Origin of the sequence: Amycolatopsis sp. NPDC047767 (assembly GCF_040704195.1) — a bacterium.
Taxonomy (GTDB): domain Bacteria; phylum Actinomycetota; class Actinomycetes; order Mycobacteriales; family Pseudonocardiaceae; genus Amycolatopsis.
Genome location: NZ_JBEYSJ010000023.1, coordinates 137,262 through 155,588, shown reverse-complemented (window position 1 = coordinate 155,588; position 18,327 = coordinate 137,262). Strand labels below are relative to the sequence as shown.

Genomic DNA, 18,327 nt, shown 5'->3' with positions numbered 1-18,327 from the left:
TACGCGAGATCTGCGCCCGCCACGGCATCCGGCAAAAGTTCATCAAACCGCACTGCCCCTGGCAGAACGGCAAAGTCGAACGCCTCAACCGGACCCTGCAAACCGAATGGGCCTACCGCCAGGCCTTCACCAGCAACACCGACCGCACCGCAGCCCTTGCACCCTGGCTCCAGCACTACAACACTCAACGCCGCCACAGCGCACTCGGCGGGCATCCACCCACCAGCCGACTGCCACCAACCTGACGGCCGAATACATCTAGATCGTCTGCGTCAGGCCACCGTCGAGGATGATGTCGGCGCCCGTGAGGTTGCCGACGCGACCGCCGGCCAAGAAGGTCACCAGGTCCGCGACCTCCTCGGGCCGCGTGAACCGCCCGGTCACGGAGTCGGCGGCCGCCTTCGCCGCGACGTTGCCGGGCTCCGCACCCACCGCGCCCCCGACCGTCTCGGCGACGCCGCCCTTGCCCAGCCACAGGTCCGTGGCGACCGGGCCGGGACTGACCGTGTTCACGCGGACGCCGCGCGCGCCGACTTCCTTCGACAGGGACTTGAAAAAGCTGAGGCACGCCGCCTTCGCCGCGCTGTAGTCGATCACCAGCGGGTCGGGCAGGGTCGCGTTGACCGAGCACACCGTGACGATCGCGCCGGTCCGCTCCAGCAGCGACGGCAGCGCCGCCCGCGTGGTGCGCACGGCCGACATGAAGTCGAGGTTCAGTGTCGCCAGCCAGTCTTCGTCCGTCACGGACGTGAAGCCGTCGGGCCGGGGCCGCACGGCGCCGACGTTGTTGACCAGGATGTCGATCCCGCCCACCCGCGCCACGGCCTCCTCGACCACCCGCGCCGCGCCGTCCGGGGTGCCGAGGTCGACCGCCACGGTCTCGACGGGCAGGTCCTTGAGATCCCCGTCGACGTTGCGCGCCGCCGCGACAACCTGAACGCCCTCCTCGACGAGCGCCCGCGTCACCGCCAGCCCGATCCCGCGGCTCGCACCGGTGACGAGCGCCGTCTTGCCGCGCAACAGCAGGTCCATCGGAGACTCCTTCGGGCTTCGGTCGTGCTTCTCGGGAGAATCCTAGACAGGGCGCCAAGCCGAGAGCCGCCGAATGCTCGGCTGCAATCGTTCACAATGAGAAAGTCAGTTCACGCGCAAAGGCGCCGTGGAACGCCGGTTGACCAGTTCCACCGGCAGCACGATCGACCGCGGCCCCTGGTCGGGGTTTTCCAGGTTGTCGACGAGAAGTTTGGCGGCTTCGCGGCCCAAGTCGTACTGCGGAATGCGGATCGTCGTCATCGGCGGGGAAACGTGGTCCATGAACGGGGTGTCGTTGAACCCGATGATGCTCACGTCGTGCGGGCAGGTCATCCCGTGTTCGCGCAACGCGTCGTAACAGCCGAGGGCGATCAGGTCGTTTCCGGCGACGATCGCGGTGAACTCGATCTTCTCGTCGCGCAGGAGTCCACTGAGGACACGGTGCCCCTCGCGTTGCGACCACGCGTCGCACTGCGCCACGCGTTCGGGTTCGCGGTCGAGGCCGTGGTCGGCGAGGCCCTGCACGAACGCGCGCTTGCGGTGCACACCGGTCGACAGGTCCTGCGGGCCCGCCAGGTGGATGATCTTGCGGTGGCCCAGCTCCACGAAATGGCTGAGCGCGAGGCGGACGCCGTGGTCGTCGTCGGCCGTGACCGACGGGATGTCGCGGCGGTCGACGGTGCGGTTGACCAGCACGAGCGGGTGCCCCTGGCCGGCCATCTGCTCGGCCGTGTCGTCGTGCAGGCGCGACCCCGCCGAGATGAACCCGTCGACGCCGCGGGAGAGGAACGCGTCGATCGACGCGGCCGTGATCTTCGGATCGTCGTCGGTGTTGGCGATCCACGTGCTGTAGCCGCGTTCGCGCAGGATGTCCTCGGCGCCGCGCACGATCGGCGGGAAGATCGGGTTGGTCAGGTCCGGCAGCAGGATGCCGATCGCCATCGACCGGGCGGTGCGGAGCGTGCGGGCGCTGAGGTTGCCGGAGTAGCCGAGTTCGGTGGCGGCCCGGAGCACACGGTCGAGCGTCGCGCTGTTCACCAGGTGGCGGCTGGTCTCGTTGAGGGCCCTCGACGCGGTCGCGACGTGGACCCCGGCGCGCGCGGCCACGTCCTTCAAGGTCGCTCTTCGCACGACGGCAGTATACGCAGAGGAGCCGCGCGGCCCGCCGATTTCAGGTGCGATTCTCGCGCCGGTCTTGCCGCAATCGGGCGCGGGTGTCGCCGATTATCCTGCAGACGATTGCGGTCAGCGCGACGTACTCGCCCAGCGGGCCGACTCGTTGATGAGCCGCGCGCTGATCAGGCCGGCCGCGTTGGTCACCGACGAGCGGGCCGACGCCACGACCGCCGTGGTGAACATCGTCGCGGGCCCGGCCAGCGAGACGCCGCCGACCGAGTGGCCCGACGCGTCGAAGATCGCCGCGGCCACGGACATCCGGTCCTTCTGGAACGACTTCGACACCAGGAACCCGTCCCGGCGGGCGCGGATGAGCTCGGCTTCGAGCTCGTCGAGGTCGGGCGGCGGCGTCGAGCTCTCCGCGCAGCACTTCTCGACGTGGGCCACGACCTTGTCGAACGGCAGCCACGACAGCGCCGCCTTGCCGCACCCGGTGAGGTGCGCGGGCGCGCGCTGGCCGACGCGGTTGTGCATCGGGACCTTGCAGGTACTGGCGTTGCGGTCGAGGTAGACGACCCAGCCCTGCGTGAGCTGGCCCAGGTGCGCCTCCTGTTCGGGCGCGCGGACCAGGCGGTCGAGGATGCCCTCGGTCGCGCGGACGAGGCCGGTGCGTTCGATGATCTGGCCGGCGAGCTCCAGCAGCAGCGGGCCGAGCTGGTAACCGTTGCCCGAATCCTCCAGCATCCCCTCGGCGACGAGGGTGCGGCACAGCTCGTGGGCGGTGCTGCGCGGGATGTCCGCGCGGGCCGAGACCTGCCGGACCGACAGGACACCCACCGTGGGCGAGAAGGCGCGCAGCACCTTGCAGGCCTTCACCACCGACGCCACGCCACCACGCGTTTCATCCATCCGGCCACGATAGGTCGGGTGCCCGCGTTTCGGCTGGCGAGCGTCCGGCTCTGCCGGACACCAGCGGAATGTTCGCCGATCACCGCCGGGTGTTCGTTCCCGCACGGCAGATGGTCCCCATCGCACCATTCCCGGCCGGAAAACCACAAGGAGCGGTGGCGCTGTCACAGATCGCGCCCGCGTCTTGTCTCAGCTCACGGAAGGACAACCGACACCAGGTCCGTGAAGGAAGCTCATGAGCGTGGAACATTCGCACCACCTGCCGAACCCCAAGTCGAGCGCGCCGCCGCCGAAGATCGAGCTGGTGGCGACCGCGGAGGGAGCACCGGCGGCGCCCGAAGGGGCCGTGCCGATGACCATCCTGGTCACGCTGCCGCCGGGCAGCGACGGGGCGCCACCGCACCGGCACTCGGGTCCGGCGTTCGGGTACGTACTCAAGGGCGAGATCGTCTTCGAGCTCGAAGGCGACCCGGAGCGCGTCGTGAAGGCCGGGGAAGCGTTCTGGGAGCCCGGTTTCGACGTGATCCACTACCAGGACGGCAACAACCTCGACGACGCCGAGTCCCAGTTCGTCGTCACGATGTTCTGCGCACCGGGACAGCCGATGCTCATCCCGGTGAGCGACGAGGAACTGGAGCAGCGCAAGCACCTGCGAGCGCCCCGCCCGTGACCCGGAACGGGGGCCGGCCCGAAAGCCGGCCCCCTCGGCAAGGAGCACCATGAACCTGATCACCCTCGCCGAGACCCACGCCGGACTCGCGGCGCAGGCGTCCTCCGGGCGCAGCGCCGTGACCGTCCACGGTGGACACGAGCACGCCCTGCGCCAGACCGTGATGGCGTTGCGCGCCGGCGAACACCTGCACGAACACGAACACCCCGGCGGCGAGACCACCGTGCTTGTTCTGCTCGGCCACCTCCGCCTGGTCACCGGCGCCGAAAGCCGAAGCGCGGCACCCGGCGACTTCCTCGTGCTCCCCGAGCGAAGGCACCGCCTCGAAGCCGAGACCGACGTGGCGATCCTGTTCACCAACGTCGTGCGACCCCGATGAAGAAGGGGCTCTCCCGGTCAGGGAGAGCCCCTCGGTTCACTCGACCAGCTTCCCTTCCGAGGAAACCTCCCGCGTCAACGCGGCGATCTCCGGAGGCACCGGCGGCAACGCTTCCCGCTCGATCCGCCCGGGCCCGGACCACACGAGGTTCACCCGCATCGACTCGTCCAGCTCCGGGTAGTCAGAACGGTTGTGGCAACCCCGAGTCTCGCGCCGCTCCACCGCCGCCTCGAGTGTCGCCCGGCAGGCCAGCGCCGAGGACTTCAGGTCGAACGCGTGCGCGAGATCCTGGAACCCGGCCAGGTCCGGGTGGACCCCGACGTTCTTCATCCGCCCCTCGAGCGCGTCCAGTTCGGACAGTCCCGCGAGCAGACCCTCCTCGTCGCGCACGACACCCGCGTGCTCGGTCATCGTGTTGCGCAGGGAACGCTGCAGGGCCCGGACGTTCTCCGGGCCGTCGGCCGCCAGCAGCTCGTCGACCTCACCGCGAGCCTCCGCCAGCGCGCCGGCGGAACGTCGTTGCGCGGAAAGAGCAGCCGAGTACTCCGCCGCGGCCTCGCCGACGATCCGGCCGTACACCAGCAGCTCGATCAGCGAGTTGCCGCCGAGTCGGTTGGCGCCGTGCAGACCGCTCGCGGCCTCGCCGATCGCGTACAGGCCTTCGACACCCGTGCCGTGGTCGGCCGAGCGCACCCAGACGCCACCCATCGAATAGTGCGCGGTGGGCGCGATTTCGATCGGGCTCTTCGTGATGTCCAGCATCTGCAGTTCCAGCAACGTCTGGTACACGCGTGGCAGTCGCTGCATGATCGTCTCGCGCGGCAGGTGCGACACGTCGAGCCACACGCCACCGTTCGGCGTGCCGCGGCCCGCCTTGATCTCGGTGTACGCGGCCAGCGCCACGCGGTCACGAGTGGACAGTTCCATCCGCTCGGGGTCGTAGCGCGCCATGAACCGCTCGCCCAACGCGTTGCGCAGCTGGCCGCCCTCACCGCGGGCGGCTTCGGACACGAGCGTGCCCGCCGCGTTTTCCGGCTCCAGCAACCCGGACGGGTGGAACTGCACGAGCTCGGGGTCGCGGATGCGGCCGCCGGCCAGCACGGCGAGGCGGAACGAGTCGCCGGTGTTCTCGTCGCGCCGCGAAGACGTGCGGCGCCAGATGCGCGTGTGCCCACCGGCGGCCAGGATCACCGCGTCGGCGTGGATCACGTACCGGGTGCCGTCGTCGAGGTCGAAACCGTACGCGCCGAAGACCACGTTGTCCTGCACCAGGATCCGCGTGATGTAGACGTTCTCGAGCATCCGCACGTCGAGCTGCGCCGCGCGGTTCACGAGCGTGCGCTGGATCTCCAGCCCGGTGTAGTCACCCGCGAACGCGGTGCGCCGGTAGGTGTGCGCACCGAAGAACCGTTGGGAGATGCGGCCGTCGGCCTCGCGGGCGAACGGCATGCCCCAGCGTTCGAGGTCCTCGATGCCACGCGCGGCGTTCTGCGTGACGACCCGCACCGTGTCGGGGTGCGCCAGGAGGTAGCTCTCCTTGATCGTGTCGGCGGCGTGCTGCTGCCAGCTGTCCTCGGGGTCCATCGTGGACAGTGCGGCGTTGATGCCGCCGGCGGCCAGCGTGGTGTGGGCGTCGCCTTTGGCCCGCTTGCCGACCACGAGCACGTCCACACCCCGCTCGGCCAGCTCGATCGCGGCGCGCAACCCGGATCCGCCCGTGCCGATCACCAGTACCGACGTCGCGACCTGCTGTTCTGTCATCGGGTTACCTCCTGACGGGATGCGCGGGTGGCACCGGAACGGGACCACCCGCGCGAGGAATCACTTCCTGGGCGGGTTGGCCGGGAGCCAGTCCGCGAACTTGATCTGCCCGAGCTGGGCCCCCTCGTCGGGCAGGAGGCCCTTCGGGCCCGGCTTCTCGCCGAAGTAGCGGGCCTCGGGGTCGACGGTGACCTCACGCGGGTCGTTGCGGAAGGCCAGGGCCTCGCGCACCCAGCTCTCCATCGTGAAGACCTCGGGACCGCCGATCTCGGTCATGCCGTTGAGCGGCGTCCCGGCGGCGACCTTCGCGACGGCGCCGGAAACTTCGGACGCCGCGATCGGCTGGATGCCCGCGTCGGGGAGCTTGACGACGTTGCCCTCGGTGCCGCCGTCGGCGATCGCGCCGACGAACTCGAAGAACTGCGTGGCCCGCACGATGGAGTAGGGCAGGCCGGAGTCCTTGATCAGCTCCTCCTGGGCGACCTTCGCGCGCAGGTAGCCCGACTCGGGCAGGCGGTCGCTGCCGATCACCGACAGCGCGACGTAGTGGCCGACGCCCGCGTCCTTGGCGGCGCCGGTCAGGTTCGTGGTGGCGGCGCGGAAGAACGCCATCACGTCGTCGTCGGCGAACGACGGCGAGTTCGACACGTCCACCACCACGTCGGCGCCCTGCAGCACTTCCTTGACGCCTTCGCCGGTCACGGTGTTGACCCCGGAGTTGGGCGACGCCGGTACCGCCTCGTGGCCGTGCTCCTTCAGCAGGCTCACGACCCGCGAGCCGATCAGGCCGGTACCGCCGATGACGACAATCCTCATGATGCGCCTTTCGCTGGGTGTCCCCGGAGGGCCCGGGGACGTCGCACCAGCCAGGACAAGGCGGACCGCGGATCTGTGACAGCATCCGCGCGGAAACCCGTCACCTGATCGGGTCACCTCCGGAGACAAAGGCGTCGCGCGGGTGCTCGACCGACGCGAGCGACACGATGTCGCGGCCGAAGAACGCCGCCGTGAGCCAGATCGCGAGCACGCGCACCTTGCGTTCCCAGCTCGGCACGGCCAGCACGTGGTACCCGCGGTGCATCAGCCACGCGAGCAGGCCCGTGATCACGATCCGGCGGTACTGGAAGATGCCCTTGCCGATGCCGAGCGTCGCGACGGAGCCCAGCCCGTGGTGGAGGTACTGCTTCGGTGTGCGACCACGAACATGCGCTGTGAGGTTTCGAGCAAGCAGCTTGCCCTGGCGGACGGCGTGTTGTGCGTTCGGCACCGTCCGCGCCCCCGGAACAGGCGACGCGAGGTCCGGCACGGCGGCGTCGTCGCCCGCGCCCCACGCGCCCGGCACCGGGTCCGTCTCGGTGCCCACCCGCAGGTCGGCACGTACGACCAGCAGGCCGCGCTCGTCGATCGGCAGGTCGGTGTGGTTGTGCACCACGGGGTTGGCGGCGTTGCCCGCCGTCCACACGATGAGTGCGGAATCGAACTCCTCGCCGGTCGAGAGCACCACGTGCCCGTCGACGGCCGAGCGCAGCTGCGTGTTCAGGTGCACGTGGGCGCCGCGCTGTTCGAGCGAGCGGACCACCCACTGCCCCGGCTTGTCGGTGACCTCGGGCAGGATCCGGCCCTGCGCCTCCACGAGGTGGAAGCTCAGCTCGTCGCGGCTGATCTCCGGGTACGACTTCAGCAGCGCCGTCGCCAGCGACAGCAGCTCCGCGAAGCCCTCGACGCCCGAGAAGCCACCGCCGACGAACGTCACCGTGAGCAGCTTCCGCCGCGCCGGCCCCGGCTCGAGCGCCGACGCGCGGTCGAAGGACGTCAGCAGCCGGTCGCGGATCGCGACCGCCTCCTCCACGTGCTTCATCCCGATCGCCTCCTCGGTGACGCCGGGGATCGGGAACTTGCGCGTGACGGCGCCGGCCGTCACCACGATCTCGTCGTACTCGAGCTCGAACTCCGGCCCCTCGGCCGGCCGCACGACCACGCGGCGGTTCGCGTGGTCGATCTCCGTCACCGCGCCGGCCACGATCCGCGTGCGCTTGAGGTGGCGCCGCAGCGACACCGCCGCGTGGCGCGCCTCGATCGACCCGGCCGTGACCTCGGGCAGGAACGGCTGGTAGGTCATGTACGGACGCGGGTCCACGACAGTGAGCTCCGCCTCCGAAGGCCGCAACCGCTTCTCGAGTCCCCAGGCCGCGTAAAAACCCGCGTACCCGCCGCCGACCACCAGGATCCTGCGCATCTCGCTCCTCGCTCTCTTGCCCTGCACTAGGGAGACAAGACAGCGATGCCGGATGTGACAGGTTTGCCCCGTTCGAGTGGGCACCGTCACGGGGTGGCCGCCGCGGCGCCCACCCCACGCGGTTCACGCCGAGGTCGGCGCCTCCGCCGCGGCCGGAACAGCGGCTGCCGACGGCTTCACGAAGCGCAGCGCCACCAGGCCCAGCGCGGCGAGCACCAGCGGGATCGCAAACAGCTCGAACAGGCCGACCCCGACCACCCCGCATCGACCAGGACGCCCGCGACCAGCGGCGTCACGATGGCGCCGATGCGCCCGACGCCGACCGCCCAGCCCAGCGCCGTCGAGCGGACACCGGCCGGGTAGAGGGCCGGGCCGAGCGCGTAGAGGACGCGCCGAGTGCGTACAGCAGCGTGCCCATCAGCACCGCAACCACCAGCGTCGCCGTGAGATTGCCGAGCACGACCGCCATCGCCAGGAACACCACCGCGGCGCCGGCGAGCGTCACCACCGCGAGAACGCGGCTGCTGAACCGCAACGCGACGACCGTCATCAGCAGCGAGCCGGCGACGCCGCCCAGGTTGATCATGATCCCGCCGTTGTGAAAGCGCTCGTCAATCCTCAGTGGACGGTGCGGCCAGGCCGGCGAGTGCGTTGTCCGCGATGGACTGCAGGGTGGCGCGGCCCGGGCGGGTCTTGGCGAGGACGTTCATGCCCTGCACGACGGCTACGAGCAGGGGCGCGGACTCGGGGCCGGCGCCCGGGCGGAGTTCGCCGGCGGTGCGGGCGCGGGTGAGGGCGCCGGCGAAGCTGGTGCGGAGGTTGGCGAGGTGCTGTTCGAACATCGCGGCCAGCGCGGGGTCGCGGTCGGTGAGCTCGACGAGCGAGTTGGTGACGAGGCAGCCCCAGCGGCGGCGGCCGTCGACCATGGCGTCGACGAGGTGGGCGAAGTAGTCGCGCAGGCCCTGCATCCCGCTGGGGGCGACGTTGAGCCGCTCGACGGCCTCGGCGGACACGGTGGCCGCGTAGGAGCGGAGTGCGGCGACGAACAGGTCGTGTTTGTTTCCGAACGCGGCGTAGACGCTGCCGGGCTGGATGTCCATGGCCTGGCACAGCGCCTGGATCGACGTGGCGTCGTAGCCGCGCTGCCAGAAGGTGTCCAGGGCGACGCCGAGGGCTTCGTCGACGTCGAAGGTGCGTGTGCGTCCCACGCCGCGATAGTAGAGTAAGCGTTCAAGAATATCGACACCGCCGATCCAGCGTGGTAGAAATCCAAGGCACGTAACTTGGACGAGCGATCAACTAAGGGGATCACATGCGGGTCGTGGTGATGGGCACCGGCGGGGTGGGCGGCTACTTCGGGGCCCGGCTGGCCCACGGCGGCCACGACGTGAGCTTCATCGCGCGCGGCAAGCACCTGGAAGCGTTGCGCGCCAACGGGTTGAGGGTCGAAAGCCCGCTCGGCGACCTGCACCTGCCGAAGATCGACGTGACGGACGACCCGACGCGGCTCGCGCCCGCCGACCTCGTGTTGTTCGGCGTGAAGCTGTGGGACACCGAGACGTCCGCGGAGCTGATCAAGCCGCTGCTCACCGACCAGACGGCCGTGGTGTCGTTCCAGAACGGCGTGGTCAAGGACGACATCCTGCGCCGCGTCCTCGGGCCCGAGCACGTGATCGGCGGCGTCTGCTACATCGCGGCGACGATCGCCGAGCCGGGCGTCATCCGGCACACGGGCACGCTGCAGAAGCTGGTGTTCGGCGAGTACGACGGCACCAGCTCCGCACGGGTGCAGAAATTCCACGACGCGTGTGCGGAAAGCAACATCGACGTGGAGATCAGCACCGAGATCGAACAGACCATCTGGGAGAAGTTCGTGTTCCTGGTCGGCCTTTCCGGCACCACGAGCACCGCGCGCACCACGATCGGCCCGGTCCGCGCCAACCCGCGTTCGCGAGCGTTCCTGCACGACGTGATGGCCGAGGTCGTCGAGGTCGCCCGCGCCCAGGGCGTGGCGCTGCCCGCCGACTACGCCGACGACCGGCTCGCCTTCACCGACGGCGTCCCCGAAGGCATGACGTCCTCGATGCACCACGACCTCGAACGCGGCAACCGGCTCGAGGTCACGTGGCTCAGCGGCGACGTCGTCGAGCGCGGCAAGGCGCTGGGCGTGCCGACGCCGTGCAACCGCGCCATTACCGACATCCTCGCCGTGCACAGCGAAGGCCACCGCTGATGAGCCTCACGATCCGCTCGGTCGACGCCACGCTCGTGCTGGTGCCGATGCGCCGGCCACTCGGCACCAGCGCCGCGCGCGTCACGGCGGCGCCACTGCTGCTGCTCGACCTGCACACCGAGGAAGGCGTGACCGGGCGGGCGTATTCGTTCTGCTACCTCGAAGCCGCCGGGCACGCCGCGGCCGCGCTGGCCCGCGACGTGCACGAGGCCTTGGCCGGCACCCCGGCCGACCCGGCGGCCGCGCGGTCGAAACTCGAGGCGAGGTTCAAGCTGCTCGGCGTGCGCGGGCTCGTCGCCGCGGTGGTGTCGCTCGTGGACACCGCATGCTGGGACGCGCTCGCGATTGCCGCCGGCCTGCCCTTGGCGCGGCTGCTCGGCGCACCGCTGAGCCCGATCCCCGCGTACAACAGCAACGGCCTCGGCCTGATCGAACCCTCGGCCGCGGCCGACGAAGCCCAGGAACTCGTGGCCGAAGGCTTCCGCGCGATCAAGATGCGGCTCGGCCGCGCGCCCGCCGACGATCTGGCCGCCGTGCGCGCGATCCGCGCGGCGGTCGGCCCCGACGTCGAGGTCATGGCCGACTACAACCAGGCCCTCGACCTGCCCGACGCCCTCGCCCGCTGCGGCGCGCTGGACGACGAAGGCCTGTCGTGGATCGAAGAACCGGTGCGCCACGACGACTACGCGGCCAACGCCCGGCTCACCGCCACCCTGCGCACGCCCGTGCAGATCGGCGAGAACTTCGCCGGCCCGCGCGCGATGGCCGTCGCGCTGGAGCACGACGCGAGCGACCTGGTCATGCCCGACCTCGACCGCATCGGCGGCGTCACCGGCTGGCGCGACGCCGCGGCCCTCGCCGACACCCGCGGCATTCCCCTGTCGTCACACCTGTTCCCCGAGGTCAGCGCCCACCTGCTGGCCGCGACGCCGACCGCGCACCGGCTGGAGTACGTCGACTGGGCCGCCCCGGTCCTGCGTGAACCGCTGCGGATCACCGACGGCCACGCGACGCCGCCCGACCGGCCCGGCAACGGCCTGGAGTGGGATCCGGAAGCGGTCGCGCGCTACCGCGTGGGCTGACTTTATAGTCCGGCCATGAACATCTGCGTCTTCCTCTCCGCCGCCGACCTCGACGAGCGCTACACCGAGCCCGCGCGCGAGTTCGCCGGGCTCGTCGGCAAAAGCGGCCACACGCTGGTGTGGGGCGGGTCCGACAGCGGCCTGATGAAGGTCGTCGCCGACGGCGTGCGGGCTTCGGGCGGGCGCCTCGTCGGCATCTCGGTCGAGCTGCTGCGCGGCGCCGCCCGCAAAGACGCCGACGAAATGGTGATCACCGCGGACCTCGCCGAACGCAAGGCGCTGCTGCTCTCGCGTTCCGAAGCCGTGGTCGTGCTGGCCGGCGGCCTCGGCACGCTCGACGAGGTCACCGAGGTCCTCGAACTCAAGAAGCACGGGCTGCACCACAAGCCGATCGTGCTGCTCAACACCGACGGCTTCTACGACGGCCTGATCCGGCAGCTGCGCCGCATGGAGGACGACGGTTTCCTGCCGCTCCCGCTCGACGACCTCGTCCACTTCGCCGCCGAACCCGCCGACGGCCTGGCGTACCTGGAGTCCTGAGTCAGACGTCGGCGGCGGTGCGGAAACCCGTGTTGCCGCTGGAAGAATCGGGCGTGTTGCCCATGCGGGCGGCGACGCGGTAGCGGTTGCAGTAGGACTCGTGGCACAGGTAGGACCCACCGCGCAGGGAGCGGTTCCCGGGGTCGAACCGGTCGGCGCACCACTCCCAGACGTTGCCGGAGACGTTGTACAGCCCGAACCCGTTGGGCTGAAAGGCATCCACGGGCGCGGTGCCGACGTGGCCGTCCTCTTCGGTGTTGTGGACGGGGAAGCGGCCCTGCCAGATGTTGCACCGGTGCTCGCCGCCGGGGGTGAGGTCGTCGCCCCACGGGAATCGCGCCTGGTCCAGCCCGCCGCGCGCCGCGTACTCCCACTCGGCCTCGGTCGGGAGCCGGCGCCCGGCCCACGCGCAGTAGGCCAGGGCGTCGTTCCAGGACACGTGGACCACGGGGTGGTCCCACCGGTCCTCGACGCTGCTGTGCGGTCCTTCCGGCGCCCGCCAGTACGCGCCCGCGACCCCGCACCACCACGGCGTCTGCTCCGGCCGTGGCGAGATCTTGCGCAATGCGCCGGGGACGAACTTCGCGAACACGTAGGTCCAGCCGAACTCCTCGGCTTCGGTCCGGTGCCCGGTGGCGTCGACGAACTCCGCGAAGCGCGCGTTGGTCACGGCGTAGGCGTCGATGGCGAACGCCGCCACCGTGACCTCGCGCACCGGGCCTTCCCGGTCGTCGGGAAACCCGTCGGCGTCGTCGGTCCCCATCCGGAAGCTGCCGCCGGGCAGGGTGAGCAAACCGTCGGCGTTGGTCGCCGGCCCCGCCGGAACCTCGGCGGCCACGGGATGGTGTGAAACGCGCGAAGGTGGACAACATTCGGACACAGGCTGGGAACCTCCTCACCCGCACCGTAGCTTCCCGAACACCCGGTGGCCGTTTCCGCACACCCCTCGCGAATTCCCGAACACTCCGCGGCGGTTTCCGCACACCCGCCGGACCCGTCAGGCGCGGTAGCCGACCTCCTGCACCACCCACGTGTTCCCGTCCGGGTCCGCGAAGTCGAAGGCGCTCGCGTAGTCGCGGCGGTCGGCGTCGAGGCCGGAGGCCCAGTCACCCTGCCAGTCGGCGAGGTTCGCCTTGTGCCGGAAGTCGCCGACGGGAACGCCACGGCCGGAGAGCTCGCTGCGGGCGGCTTCGAGGTCGGTGACGACGAGGTAGGTGGTGCGCGTCGAGCCGGGAGCGGCGTCGGTGAGGCCCGTGCCGAGCTGGATGGAGCAGGCGGAGCCGGGCGGCGTGAGCTGGACGACGCGGTAGCCGTCCTGCGGGTGGTAGTCGACGTCAAGCGAGAACCCGACCTGGTCGGCATAGAACTTCAGCGATTTGTCGACGTCGCCGACGGCCAGCGTGACGACCTCGAGAGCCCAGTTCATCGTGGTGTTCCTTTCGAGCACAGGGATTACATGTCCAGGACGAGATCGGTGTGCGGCGCGGCGCAGCACACCAGCGCCTGCCCCGGAGCCGGCGGCTCCAGCGGCGAAGGCGAGTAGTCGACGGACCCGGAAAGCACCGGCGTCACGCACGTGTGGCAGACGCCGCTGCGGCAGCTCCAGCGCGCGGGCACGTCGCACGCCTCGGCCAGCTCCAGCAGGCTCCCGCCGGGGAACGGCGCCGAGATGCCGCTGCGCGCGAACGTGACGGTCGGCCCGGTTCCGGGCGGCCCCTCCGGCGCGTGCGGCGGCCGCGTGGTCTGGCCGACGAGGCCGGGATTGATGGCGTCCAGCGCGCCGAACAGCTCGCTGTGGATGCGGGTCGCGTCCAGACCCGCGGCGGTGAGCGCGGCGGTCATGTCCGTCATGAACGCCGTCGGACCGCAGACATACGCCGACGCGTCGACGGGCACGCCCAGCTCCACCAGTGCGTCCTTGGTGAGCCGCCCGGTGTGGGCACCGGCCGAGGTGCGTTCCTCCACCGTCGCGGCGCTGTAAAAGATCTCCGCGCGGCCACCGGGCAACGCGGCGAGCAGCGACCGGGCCTCCGCGGCCATCGGGTGCTCCGCCGGACCGCGCGCCCCGTGGATCCACCACACCTCGCGGGTGCTGTCCTGCGCGGCCAGCTGGTGCAGCATCGCCAGCACCGGCGTCACGCCGATCCCGGCGGACACGAGCAGCACCGGCGAAGACCCGTCGCCGAGCACGAAGTCGCCCCGCGGCGCGGCGACTTCCAGCACCGTACCGGCCGCCAGCTGCGTGGTCAGGAACGTGCTGGCCACGCCCTCGCGCTTCACGCTGATGCGGTAGCCGGCGGAGCCCGGCGCCGACGAGATCGAGTAGCTGCGCACCGGGGCCGGCGTCGCGGCGCCCGGGACCCGCAGCGTCAGGTACTGCCCGGCCAGCGCGGCGGGCAAGGCGCTGCCGTCGTCGGCCTCGAAGTACACCGACGTCACCGAGGTGCTCTCGGGTCGCACGGCCGTGACGCGCAGCGGCCGGAAGCCGTCCCACGCGGGGCCCGGCGCTGTGGTGCCGATGCCCAGCAGCTCCTCGAACGACTGCCGCCACCCCGGGCTCAGCGCGGGGATCCCGGCGGCGACGCGCAGCTTCTCCCCGTCTTTTTCAGGCAGGTACAGCAACGCGTCGGTGTCGGCCACGCTCAGCGCACCCGGCCCGGTGCGCGTCTTCACGATCGGGTCGCCGGCCGCGACGTTGCCTTCGCGGATGACGCGGAAGTAGAACCCGGGCCGGTGGTGGGCCACGAGCAGCGCGGGCAGCTCCGGCTCGCCGAGCCGCATGCCGACGCGGTAGCAGGTGACCCGCGGCTGCGTGACCTCGAACTCGGCCTCGCCGATGCGGTAGCGGTCGCCGATGCACACCTCGTCGTCGGGCAGGCCGTCGACGGTGAAGTTCTCGCCGAACGAGCCGTACTCGAGGCCGTCGCGGCCGAAGTGCCGCTCCCAGTGGCGGTACGAGCCGATCTGGTAGACGAACACGGCTCGCTGCTCGCCACCGTGGCCGCCCTTGTCGCCCTGGCCGTCACCGTCGATGTTGAGGCGGCGCACCATGGCCGGGCCCTCGACCGGCTGCTTCCACACTCCCGTGTAGACGGTCTTGCCCTGCCAGGACACGTTTTTCGGCGTGCCTACGTTCACCGACAGCACTTTTGCGGTCATGCCAGCACCTCCTGCGCCGCGAAGACGTACCACTGTGACACGGTTCCCCCCGGTTCCCTCGGCTCGTTCGGATTCGGTAAGGCCCGCCGTTTCAGGCGGTGCGCTTCTCGATCTCGTCGGTGTCGAGGCCGCGGTCCACGCCGTGCGGGATCACGGTCTGGCCGGGCGCCAGCGACTGCCGCACGCCGTCGAGGTAGACCTCGATCTTGTCCGGTTCGAACGACACCAGGCCGGACACGCGTTCGACCTCGGTCCAGGCCTGCTCGTACGACCAGGCGGCGCCGGCGTGCGAGCCGATGTCGTAGTAGCTGGCGATGCCCTTGTACGGGCAGAACGTTTGCCCGTCGACCGGGGTCAGCGCTCCGTCCACGATGTCCTCGCGCGGCACGTACCAGCGCGGCGCGAAGCCGGATTCGTACAGCACCACCGGGTTGTGGGTGTCGGCGATGACGCGGTCACCGTCGCGGACCACGAGGTGACGCGACGTGCTGCGGATGTCGTTGCGGTGGTAGAGGTCCGCGGCGTGGCCGACGATCCGGTCGTCCTCCTCGTAGAAGGCCTCCATCGCGCGCCACGCGAAGGCGACGCGGTCCTTCAGCACGTCGGCGTATTCCGGCAGCCCGGTGTACTCCCACGCCGCACGCTCGGCACGGCCTTCGCCGGCCACGACCGTGTACCACGTGGTGTCGCCCAGTTCGCGGTGCTTCGTGACGCGGCCGCTCGACTCCAGCACGCCGTCGGCGACGGCGGCCTTCGGGAAGAACGCCACCGGGTAGTGGCCCGGTTCGTGCAGGAGCAACACGTCTTCACTGTCGACGAGCCACTCGCCACCGAAACGGACGCGCATCCGCCTGCGCAGCGGCTCCACGAAGAGCAACCGCTCGGGCAACGGCTCCGGGGTGAGGAACCTGCCGACCGACCTCGTCGAAAGCGGTCCCTGCTGCCATGCCAGTCCCATGACTTTCGCCTTCCTTCTCGCTAACGGATTTGCAGACTGTATATCCGTTAGTCAGAGGAGCACAAGGCCCCTTCAAAAACTTGTCTACAGTGATGACTAATGCGTACACTCGCCGCATGAGCAGTAGTGTCAGCCTGGAGGACCTGCAACGGGCCGGCTTCCCCATGGGCGGAGAACCGCTGGTCGCGCTGGATCTCGCCGACACGCTCGCGGCCGAGACGGAGCCGGGCGACGGCGACCTCCTCGCCTCGCCCGGGCGCTACGCGACGTGGTGGCAGCTGGAGCTGCCGAGGCTGCCCGGGTCGGCGGCGCCGGACCTCGTGCCCACCCGCCGGCTGCGGTCCGCGATCCGCGACCTGCTGGAAGCGCACCTCGACGGCCGCGGGCCCGCGCCGGCGTCGCTCGAAGAGGTCAACGCGGTCGCGGCGGCCGTGCCGACCAGCCCGCGGCTCGAAGCGCACGAGTCCTGGGAGGCGCACACGCGCTGGCACGGCGAGCACGGCGGCAACGTCGCGCTGGCGGCCATCGCCCGGGAGACGATCGAGCTGTTCGCCGACCCCGCGCGCCTCGCCCGGCTGCGCCGCTGCGCGAACCCCGACTGCACGATGCTGTTCCTCGCCACGAACCGGCGTCGCCAGTGGTGCGCGGGCAACGTCTGCGGCAACCGCGTGCGGGTCGCCCGCCACTACCGCCGAACCCACGACCAGCAAGCCGGATGAGAGGGCACACCATGACCACGCAGCCGATCGTCGCCGGATTCCACAGCGGTGAGCTGAGCGTGCAACGGCAGGCCGGGCTCGAGTTCGAAGCGGCCCGGCTCGAAGGCATGCTCGCGCCCGCGCAGCTGAGCCGCGGCGCCGAGGGTTTCCTCGCGCAGCGCGAGTTCGCCGCCGTCACGGCGCGCGACGCCGACGGGACACTGTGGACGTCTCCCCTGCTCGGGCCGGCGGGGTTCCTGGAGGGTTTCGACACGACGCTGGTCGTGCACGCGCGCCCCGGCGCCGGCGATCCCCTGCACGAGCTGCCCACCGCCGAGCCGGTCGGCCTGATCGCCGTCGAGTTCGCGACCCGGCGCCGGTTGCGGGTGAACGGCACCGTCGTCGCCTCGGCCGAGGGCGGGTTCCTCCTCGACGTCGAGCAGGCCTACGGCAACTGCCCGTCCTACATCCAGCAGCGCCGGCTGGAGATCGACCCCGAGCCGGCGCCGGCCGCCGTCGAACGGTCGGACGCCCTGACCGACGCCCACCGCGCCCTCATCCGCCGCGCGGACACGTTTTTCCTCGGCACGATCCACCCGACGCGCGGCGCCGACTCGTCCCACAAGGGCGGCGAGCCCGGCTTCGTCCGCCTCGACGGCGACGACCTGTGGTGGCCGGACTACGCGGGCAACAACCTGTTCAACAGCCTCGGCAACATCGCCACGGACCCCGAGGCGGCGCTGCTGTTCCTCGACTTCACCACCGGCACCACGCTCCAGCTGACCGGCACCGCCACCCTGGAATGGGTCACCCCGGGTACCGCAGGCGAGGACGACGCCACCGGCCGCCGCGTCCGCTTCCACCCGACGCGGGTGGTGTCGCGCACCAGAGTGCCGCTCCACGCGCCTGACGTGGTGCCTTCCCCGCACAACCCCCGGGTGACGGCCTAAGAGTCCACAGTAGACGCTGCCCGGTCGCGGAAGGCCGCCGCTTTGCTGCTGTTGCCGCAACGCCGCATGGAACACCAGCGGCGCGGGCGGCCGCCGGGCGGGTCGAGGAAGAGCATGCGGCACACGGGTGAGTCGCAGGCGCGCAGGTGGGTCCGGCGGGCCGGGTCGGTGACGAGGTCGAGAGCGTCGCGGGCAACGGTGGAGAGCAGCTCGGCGGACGTGCGGAGGCGGGGCCCGGAGGCCAGGCGACCGTCGGCGGCCAGGTCCAACCGCGGTGGTTCCGTGGCGAGGACGGCGTAGCCCTCGACCGTCGCGGCCGCGGCGGGGTCCACCGGGGCGTCGGCCATCACGTCCGTGACCATGCGGAACACGGCCTCCCGCAAGCGTTGCGCGTCGGCCAGCGCGGCGGCGGTCGCCGCGCCCGGGAGCAGCGGCAGGCCGACCCCGCCGGCCCACGCGTCGAGGCGGCCGGTGTCCCCGAGACGCTCGATGACCGCGGTCGGGCGGCGGCCGACGGTGGCGACGAGGTCGAGGGCGCGGGAACCGGCGTCGAAGCGGAGTTCCCTGAGCTGGGCGGTCACGCGGACGCGAGGCTGGGTCACGG

Annotated in this window: 22 protein-coding genes; 8 read left to right on the top strand and 14 right to left on the bottom strand. The window is 71.0% G+C overall.

All coding sequences use genetic code 11. The features are described from left to right. On the top strand, positions 1-245 hold a 245-nt coding region (locus AB0878_RS33560; protein ID WP_366584222.1), incomplete at its 5' end, for an integrase core domain-containing protein. Positions 246-258: 13 nt separating this feature from the next. Here the strand turns inward: AB0878_RS33560 and AB0878_RS33555 are convergent. The 3 genes from AB0878_RS33555 to AB0878_RS33545 all read right to left on the bottom strand — a co-directional run bounded on the left by AB0878_RS33555 (position 259) and on the right by AB0878_RS33545 (position 3,057). Next, entirely contained in the window at positions 259-1,032 is a 774-nt protein-coding gene (locus AB0878_RS33555; protein WP_366584221.1) for an SDR family oxidoreductase, read from the bottom strand. A gap of 105 nt (positions 1,033-1,137) precedes the next feature. Then, positions 1,138-2,163: a LacI family DNA-binding transcriptional regulator gene (locus AB0878_RS33550; protein WP_366584220.1), complete on the bottom strand. Its 1,026-nt coding sequence runs from the start codon at positions 2,161-2,163 to the stop codon at positions 1,138-1,140. 114 nt (positions 2,164-2,277) lie between these two features. Next, complete coding sequence (locus AB0878_RS33545; protein WP_366584219.1) at positions 2,278-3,057, bottom strand: IclR family transcriptional regulator; 780 nt, start codon at positions 3,055-3,057, stop codon at positions 2,278-2,280. A gap of 235 nt (positions 3,058-3,292) precedes the next feature. On the opposite strand from AB0878_RS33545, the gene AB0878_RS33540 reads away from it, so the two are divergent. Together AB0878_RS33540 and AB0878_RS33535 are read left to right on the top strand one after the other, a co-directional pair. Further along, positions 3,293-3,727: a cupin domain-containing protein gene (locus AB0878_RS33540; protein ID WP_366584218.1), complete on the top strand. Its 435-nt coding sequence runs from the start codon at positions 3,293-3,295 to the stop codon at positions 3,725-3,727. 49 nt (positions 3,728-3,776) lie between these two features. Continuing rightward, the gene (locus AB0878_RS33535; RefSeq protein WP_366584217.1) at positions 3,777-4,106 is read left to right on the top strand and encodes a cupin domain-containing protein; all 330 of its coding nucleotides are present in this window, start codon (positions 3,777-3,779) and stop codon (positions 4,104-4,106) included. 36 nt (positions 4,107-4,142) lie between these two features. Here the strand turns inward: AB0878_RS33535 and AB0878_RS33530 are convergent, their stop codons facing one another. The 6 genes from AB0878_RS33530 to AB0878_RS33505 all read right to left on the bottom strand — a co-directional run bounded on the left by AB0878_RS33530 (position 4,143) and on the right by AB0878_RS33505 (position 9,311). After that, the gene (locus AB0878_RS33530; protein ID WP_366584216.1) at positions 4,143-5,867 is read right to left on the bottom strand and encodes an FAD-dependent oxidoreductase; all 1,725 of its coding nucleotides are present in this window, start codon (positions 5,865-5,867) and stop codon (positions 4,143-4,145) included. Positions 5,868-5,927: 60 nt separating this feature from the next. Continuing rightward, entirely contained in the window at positions 5,928-6,683 is a 756-nt protein-coding gene (locus AB0878_RS33525) for an SDR family oxidoreductase (RefSeq protein WP_366584215.1), read from the bottom strand. 100 nt (positions 6,684-6,783) lie between these two features. Next, positions 6,784-8,103: an NAD(P)/FAD-dependent oxidoreductase gene (locus AB0878_RS33520; protein ID WP_366584214.1), complete on the bottom strand. Its 1,320-nt coding sequence runs from the start codon at positions 8,101-8,103 to the stop codon at positions 6,784-6,786. Between the two features lie 123 nt (positions 8,104-8,226). Continuing rightward, a complete protein-coding gene (locus AB0878_RS33515; RefSeq protein ID WP_366584213.1) occupies positions 8,227-8,361 on the bottom strand; it encodes a hypothetical protein in 135 nt (44 codons plus the stop codon). A gap of 34 nt (positions 8,362-8,395) precedes the next feature. Further along, a complete protein-coding gene (locus AB0878_RS33510; RefSeq protein WP_366584212.1) occupies positions 8,396-8,689 on the bottom strand; it encodes a hypothetical protein in 294 nt (97 codons plus the stop codon). A 25-nt stretch (positions 8,690-8,714) separates the two neighbouring features. After that, positions 8,715-9,311 carry a TetR/AcrR family transcriptional regulator gene (locus AB0878_RS33505; protein WP_366584211.1) on the bottom strand — a complete coding sequence of 199 codons (597 nt, stop codon included), beginning with the start codon at positions 9,309-9,311 and terminating at the stop codon, positions 8,715-8,717. A gap of 104 nt (positions 9,312-9,415) precedes the next feature. On the opposite strand from AB0878_RS33505, the gene AB0878_RS33500 reads away from it, so the two are divergent. From AB0878_RS33500 to AB0878_RS33490, 3 genes are read left to right on the top strand one after another with little or no spacing between them, the layout of a single operon-like run. Next, positions 9,416-10,336 (top strand): 2-dehydropantoate 2-reductase, encoded by a 921-nt coding sequence (locus AB0878_RS33500; protein WP_366584210.1) that lies wholly within the window; start codon positions 9,416-9,418, stop codon positions 10,334-10,336. Beyond that, positions 10,336-11,418, top strand: a complete 1,083-nt coding sequence (locus AB0878_RS33495; protein ID WP_366584209.1) for an enolase C-terminal domain-like protein — start codon at positions 10,336-10,338, stop codon at positions 11,416-11,418. The genes AB0878_RS33500 and AB0878_RS33495 overlap by 1 nt, the downstream gene beginning before the upstream one ends. Before the next feature lie 15 nt (positions 11,419-11,433). After that, a complete protein-coding gene (locus tag AB0878_RS33490; RefSeq protein ID WP_366584208.1) occupies positions 11,434-11,958 on the top strand; it encodes a TIGR00730 family Rossman fold protein in 525 nt (174 codons plus the stop codon). 1 nt (position 11,959) lies between these two features. On the opposite strand, the gene AB0878_RS33485 is transcribed toward AB0878_RS33490, so the two are convergent. The 4 genes from AB0878_RS33485 to AB0878_RS33470 all read right to left on the bottom strand — a co-directional run bounded on the left by AB0878_RS33485 (position 11,960) and on the right by AB0878_RS33470 (position 16,075). Beyond that, entirely contained in the window at positions 11,960-12,721 is a 762-nt protein-coding gene (locus tag AB0878_RS33485) for a formylglycine-generating enzyme family protein (RefSeq protein WP_366584225.1), read from the bottom strand. A 234-nt stretch (positions 12,722-12,955) separates the two neighbouring features. Next, positions 12,956-13,384 (bottom strand): VOC family protein, encoded by a 429-nt coding sequence (locus AB0878_RS33480; protein WP_366584207.1) that lies wholly within the window; start codon positions 13,382-13,384, stop codon positions 12,956-12,958. A gap of 26 nt (positions 13,385-13,410) precedes the next feature. Beyond that, the gene (locus AB0878_RS33475; RefSeq protein WP_366584206.1) at positions 13,411-15,117 is read right to left on the bottom strand and encodes an MOSC and FAD-binding oxidoreductase domain-containing protein; all 1,707 of its coding nucleotides are present in this window, start codon (positions 15,115-15,117) and stop codon (positions 13,411-13,413) included. Between the two features lie 91 nt (positions 15,118-15,208). Continuing rightward, positions 15,209-16,075, bottom strand: coding sequence for a DUF427 domain-containing protein (locus tag AB0878_RS33470; RefSeq protein WP_366584205.1), 867 nt, complete (start codon positions 16,073-16,075; stop codon positions 15,209-15,211). A 116-nt stretch (positions 16,076-16,191) separates the two neighbouring features. On the opposite strand from AB0878_RS33470, the gene AB0878_RS33465 reads away from it, so the two are divergent. After that, a complete protein-coding gene (locus tag AB0878_RS33465; RefSeq protein ID WP_366584204.1) occupies positions 16,192-16,794 on the top strand; it encodes an ABATE domain-containing protein in 603 nt (200 codons plus the stop codon). An 11-nt stretch (positions 16,795-16,805) separates the two neighbouring features. Continuing rightward, positions 16,806-17,723, top strand: a complete 918-nt coding sequence (locus AB0878_RS33460; protein ID WP_366584203.1) for a pyridoxamine 5'-phosphate oxidase family protein — start codon at positions 16,806-16,808, stop codon at positions 17,721-17,723. Here the strand turns inward: AB0878_RS33460 and AB0878_RS33455 are convergent. Next, complete coding sequence (locus tag AB0878_RS33455; RefSeq protein WP_366584202.1) at positions 17,720-18,325, bottom strand: CGNR zinc finger domain-containing protein; 606 nt, start codon at positions 18,323-18,325, stop codon at positions 17,720-17,722. The two genes, AB0878_RS33460 and AB0878_RS33455, sit on opposite strands and share 4 nt — an antisense overlap. Between the last annotated feature and the right edge of the window lie 2 nt (positions 18,326-18,327).

Coding starts and splice junctions, on each gene's coding strand:
- AB0878_RS33555 (WP_366584221.1), bottom strand. CDS start 1,032: ATGGACCTGCTGTTGCGCGGCAAGACGGCGCTCGTCACCGGTGCGAGC.
- AB0878_RS33545 (WP_366584219.1), bottom strand. CDS start 3,057: ATGGATGAAACGCGTGGTGGCGTGGCGTCGGTGGTGAAGGCCTGCAAG.
- AB0878_RS33540 (WP_366584218.1), top strand. CDS start 3,293: ATGAGCGTGGAACATTCGCACCACCTGCCGAACCCCAAGTCGAGCGCG.
- AB0878_RS33535 (WP_366584217.1), top strand. CDS start 3,777: ATGAACCTGATCACCCTCGCCGAGACCCACGCCGGACTCGCGGCGCAG.
- AB0878_RS33530 (WP_366584216.1), bottom strand. CDS start 5,867: ATGACAGAACAGCAGGTCGCGACGTCGGTACTGGTGATCGGCACGGGC.
- AB0878_RS33525 (WP_366584215.1), bottom strand. CDS start 6,683: ATGAGGATTGTCGTCATCGGCGGTACCGGCCTGATCGGCTCGCGGGTC.
- AB0878_RS33520 (WP_366584214.1), bottom strand. CDS start 8,103: ATGCGCAGGATCCTGGTGGTCGGCGGCGGGTACGCGGGTTTTTACGCG.
- AB0878_RS33510 (WP_366584212.1), bottom strand. CDS start 8,689: ATGATCAACCTGGGCGGCGTCGCCGGCTCGCTGCTGATGACGGTCGTC.
- AB0878_RS33500 (WP_366584210.1), top strand. CDS start 9,416: ATGCGGGTCGTGGTGATGGGCACCGGCGGGGTGGGCGGCTACTTCGGG.
- AB0878_RS33495 (WP_366584209.1), top strand. CDS start 10,336: ATGAGCCTCACGATCCGCTCGGTCGACGCCACGCTCGTGCTGGTGCCG.
- AB0878_RS33490 (WP_366584208.1), top strand. CDS start 11,434: ATGAACATCTGCGTCTTCCTCTCCGCCGCCGACCTCGACGAGCGCTAC.
- AB0878_RS33485 (WP_366584225.1), bottom strand. CDS start 12,721: ATGGGGACCGACGACGCCGACGGGTTTCCCGACGACCGGGAAGGCCCG.
- AB0878_RS33480 (WP_366584207.1), bottom strand. CDS start 13,384: ATGAACTGGGCTCTCGAGGTCGTCACGCTGGCCGTCGGCGACGTCGAC.
- AB0878_RS33475 (WP_366584206.1), bottom strand. CDS start 15,117: ATGACCGCAAAAGTGCTGTCGGTGAACGTAGGCACGCCGAAAAACGTG.
- AB0878_RS33470 (WP_366584205.1), bottom strand. CDS start 16,075: ATGGGACTGGCATGGCAGCAGGGACCGCTTTCGACGAGGTCGGTCGGC.
- AB0878_RS33465 (WP_366584204.1), top strand. CDS start 16,192: ATGAGCAGTAGTGTCAGCCTGGAGGACCTGCAACGGGCCGGCTTCCCC.
- AB0878_RS33460 (WP_366584203.1), top strand. CDS start 16,806: ATGACCACGCAGCCGATCGTCGCCGGATTCCACAGCGGTGAGCTGAGC.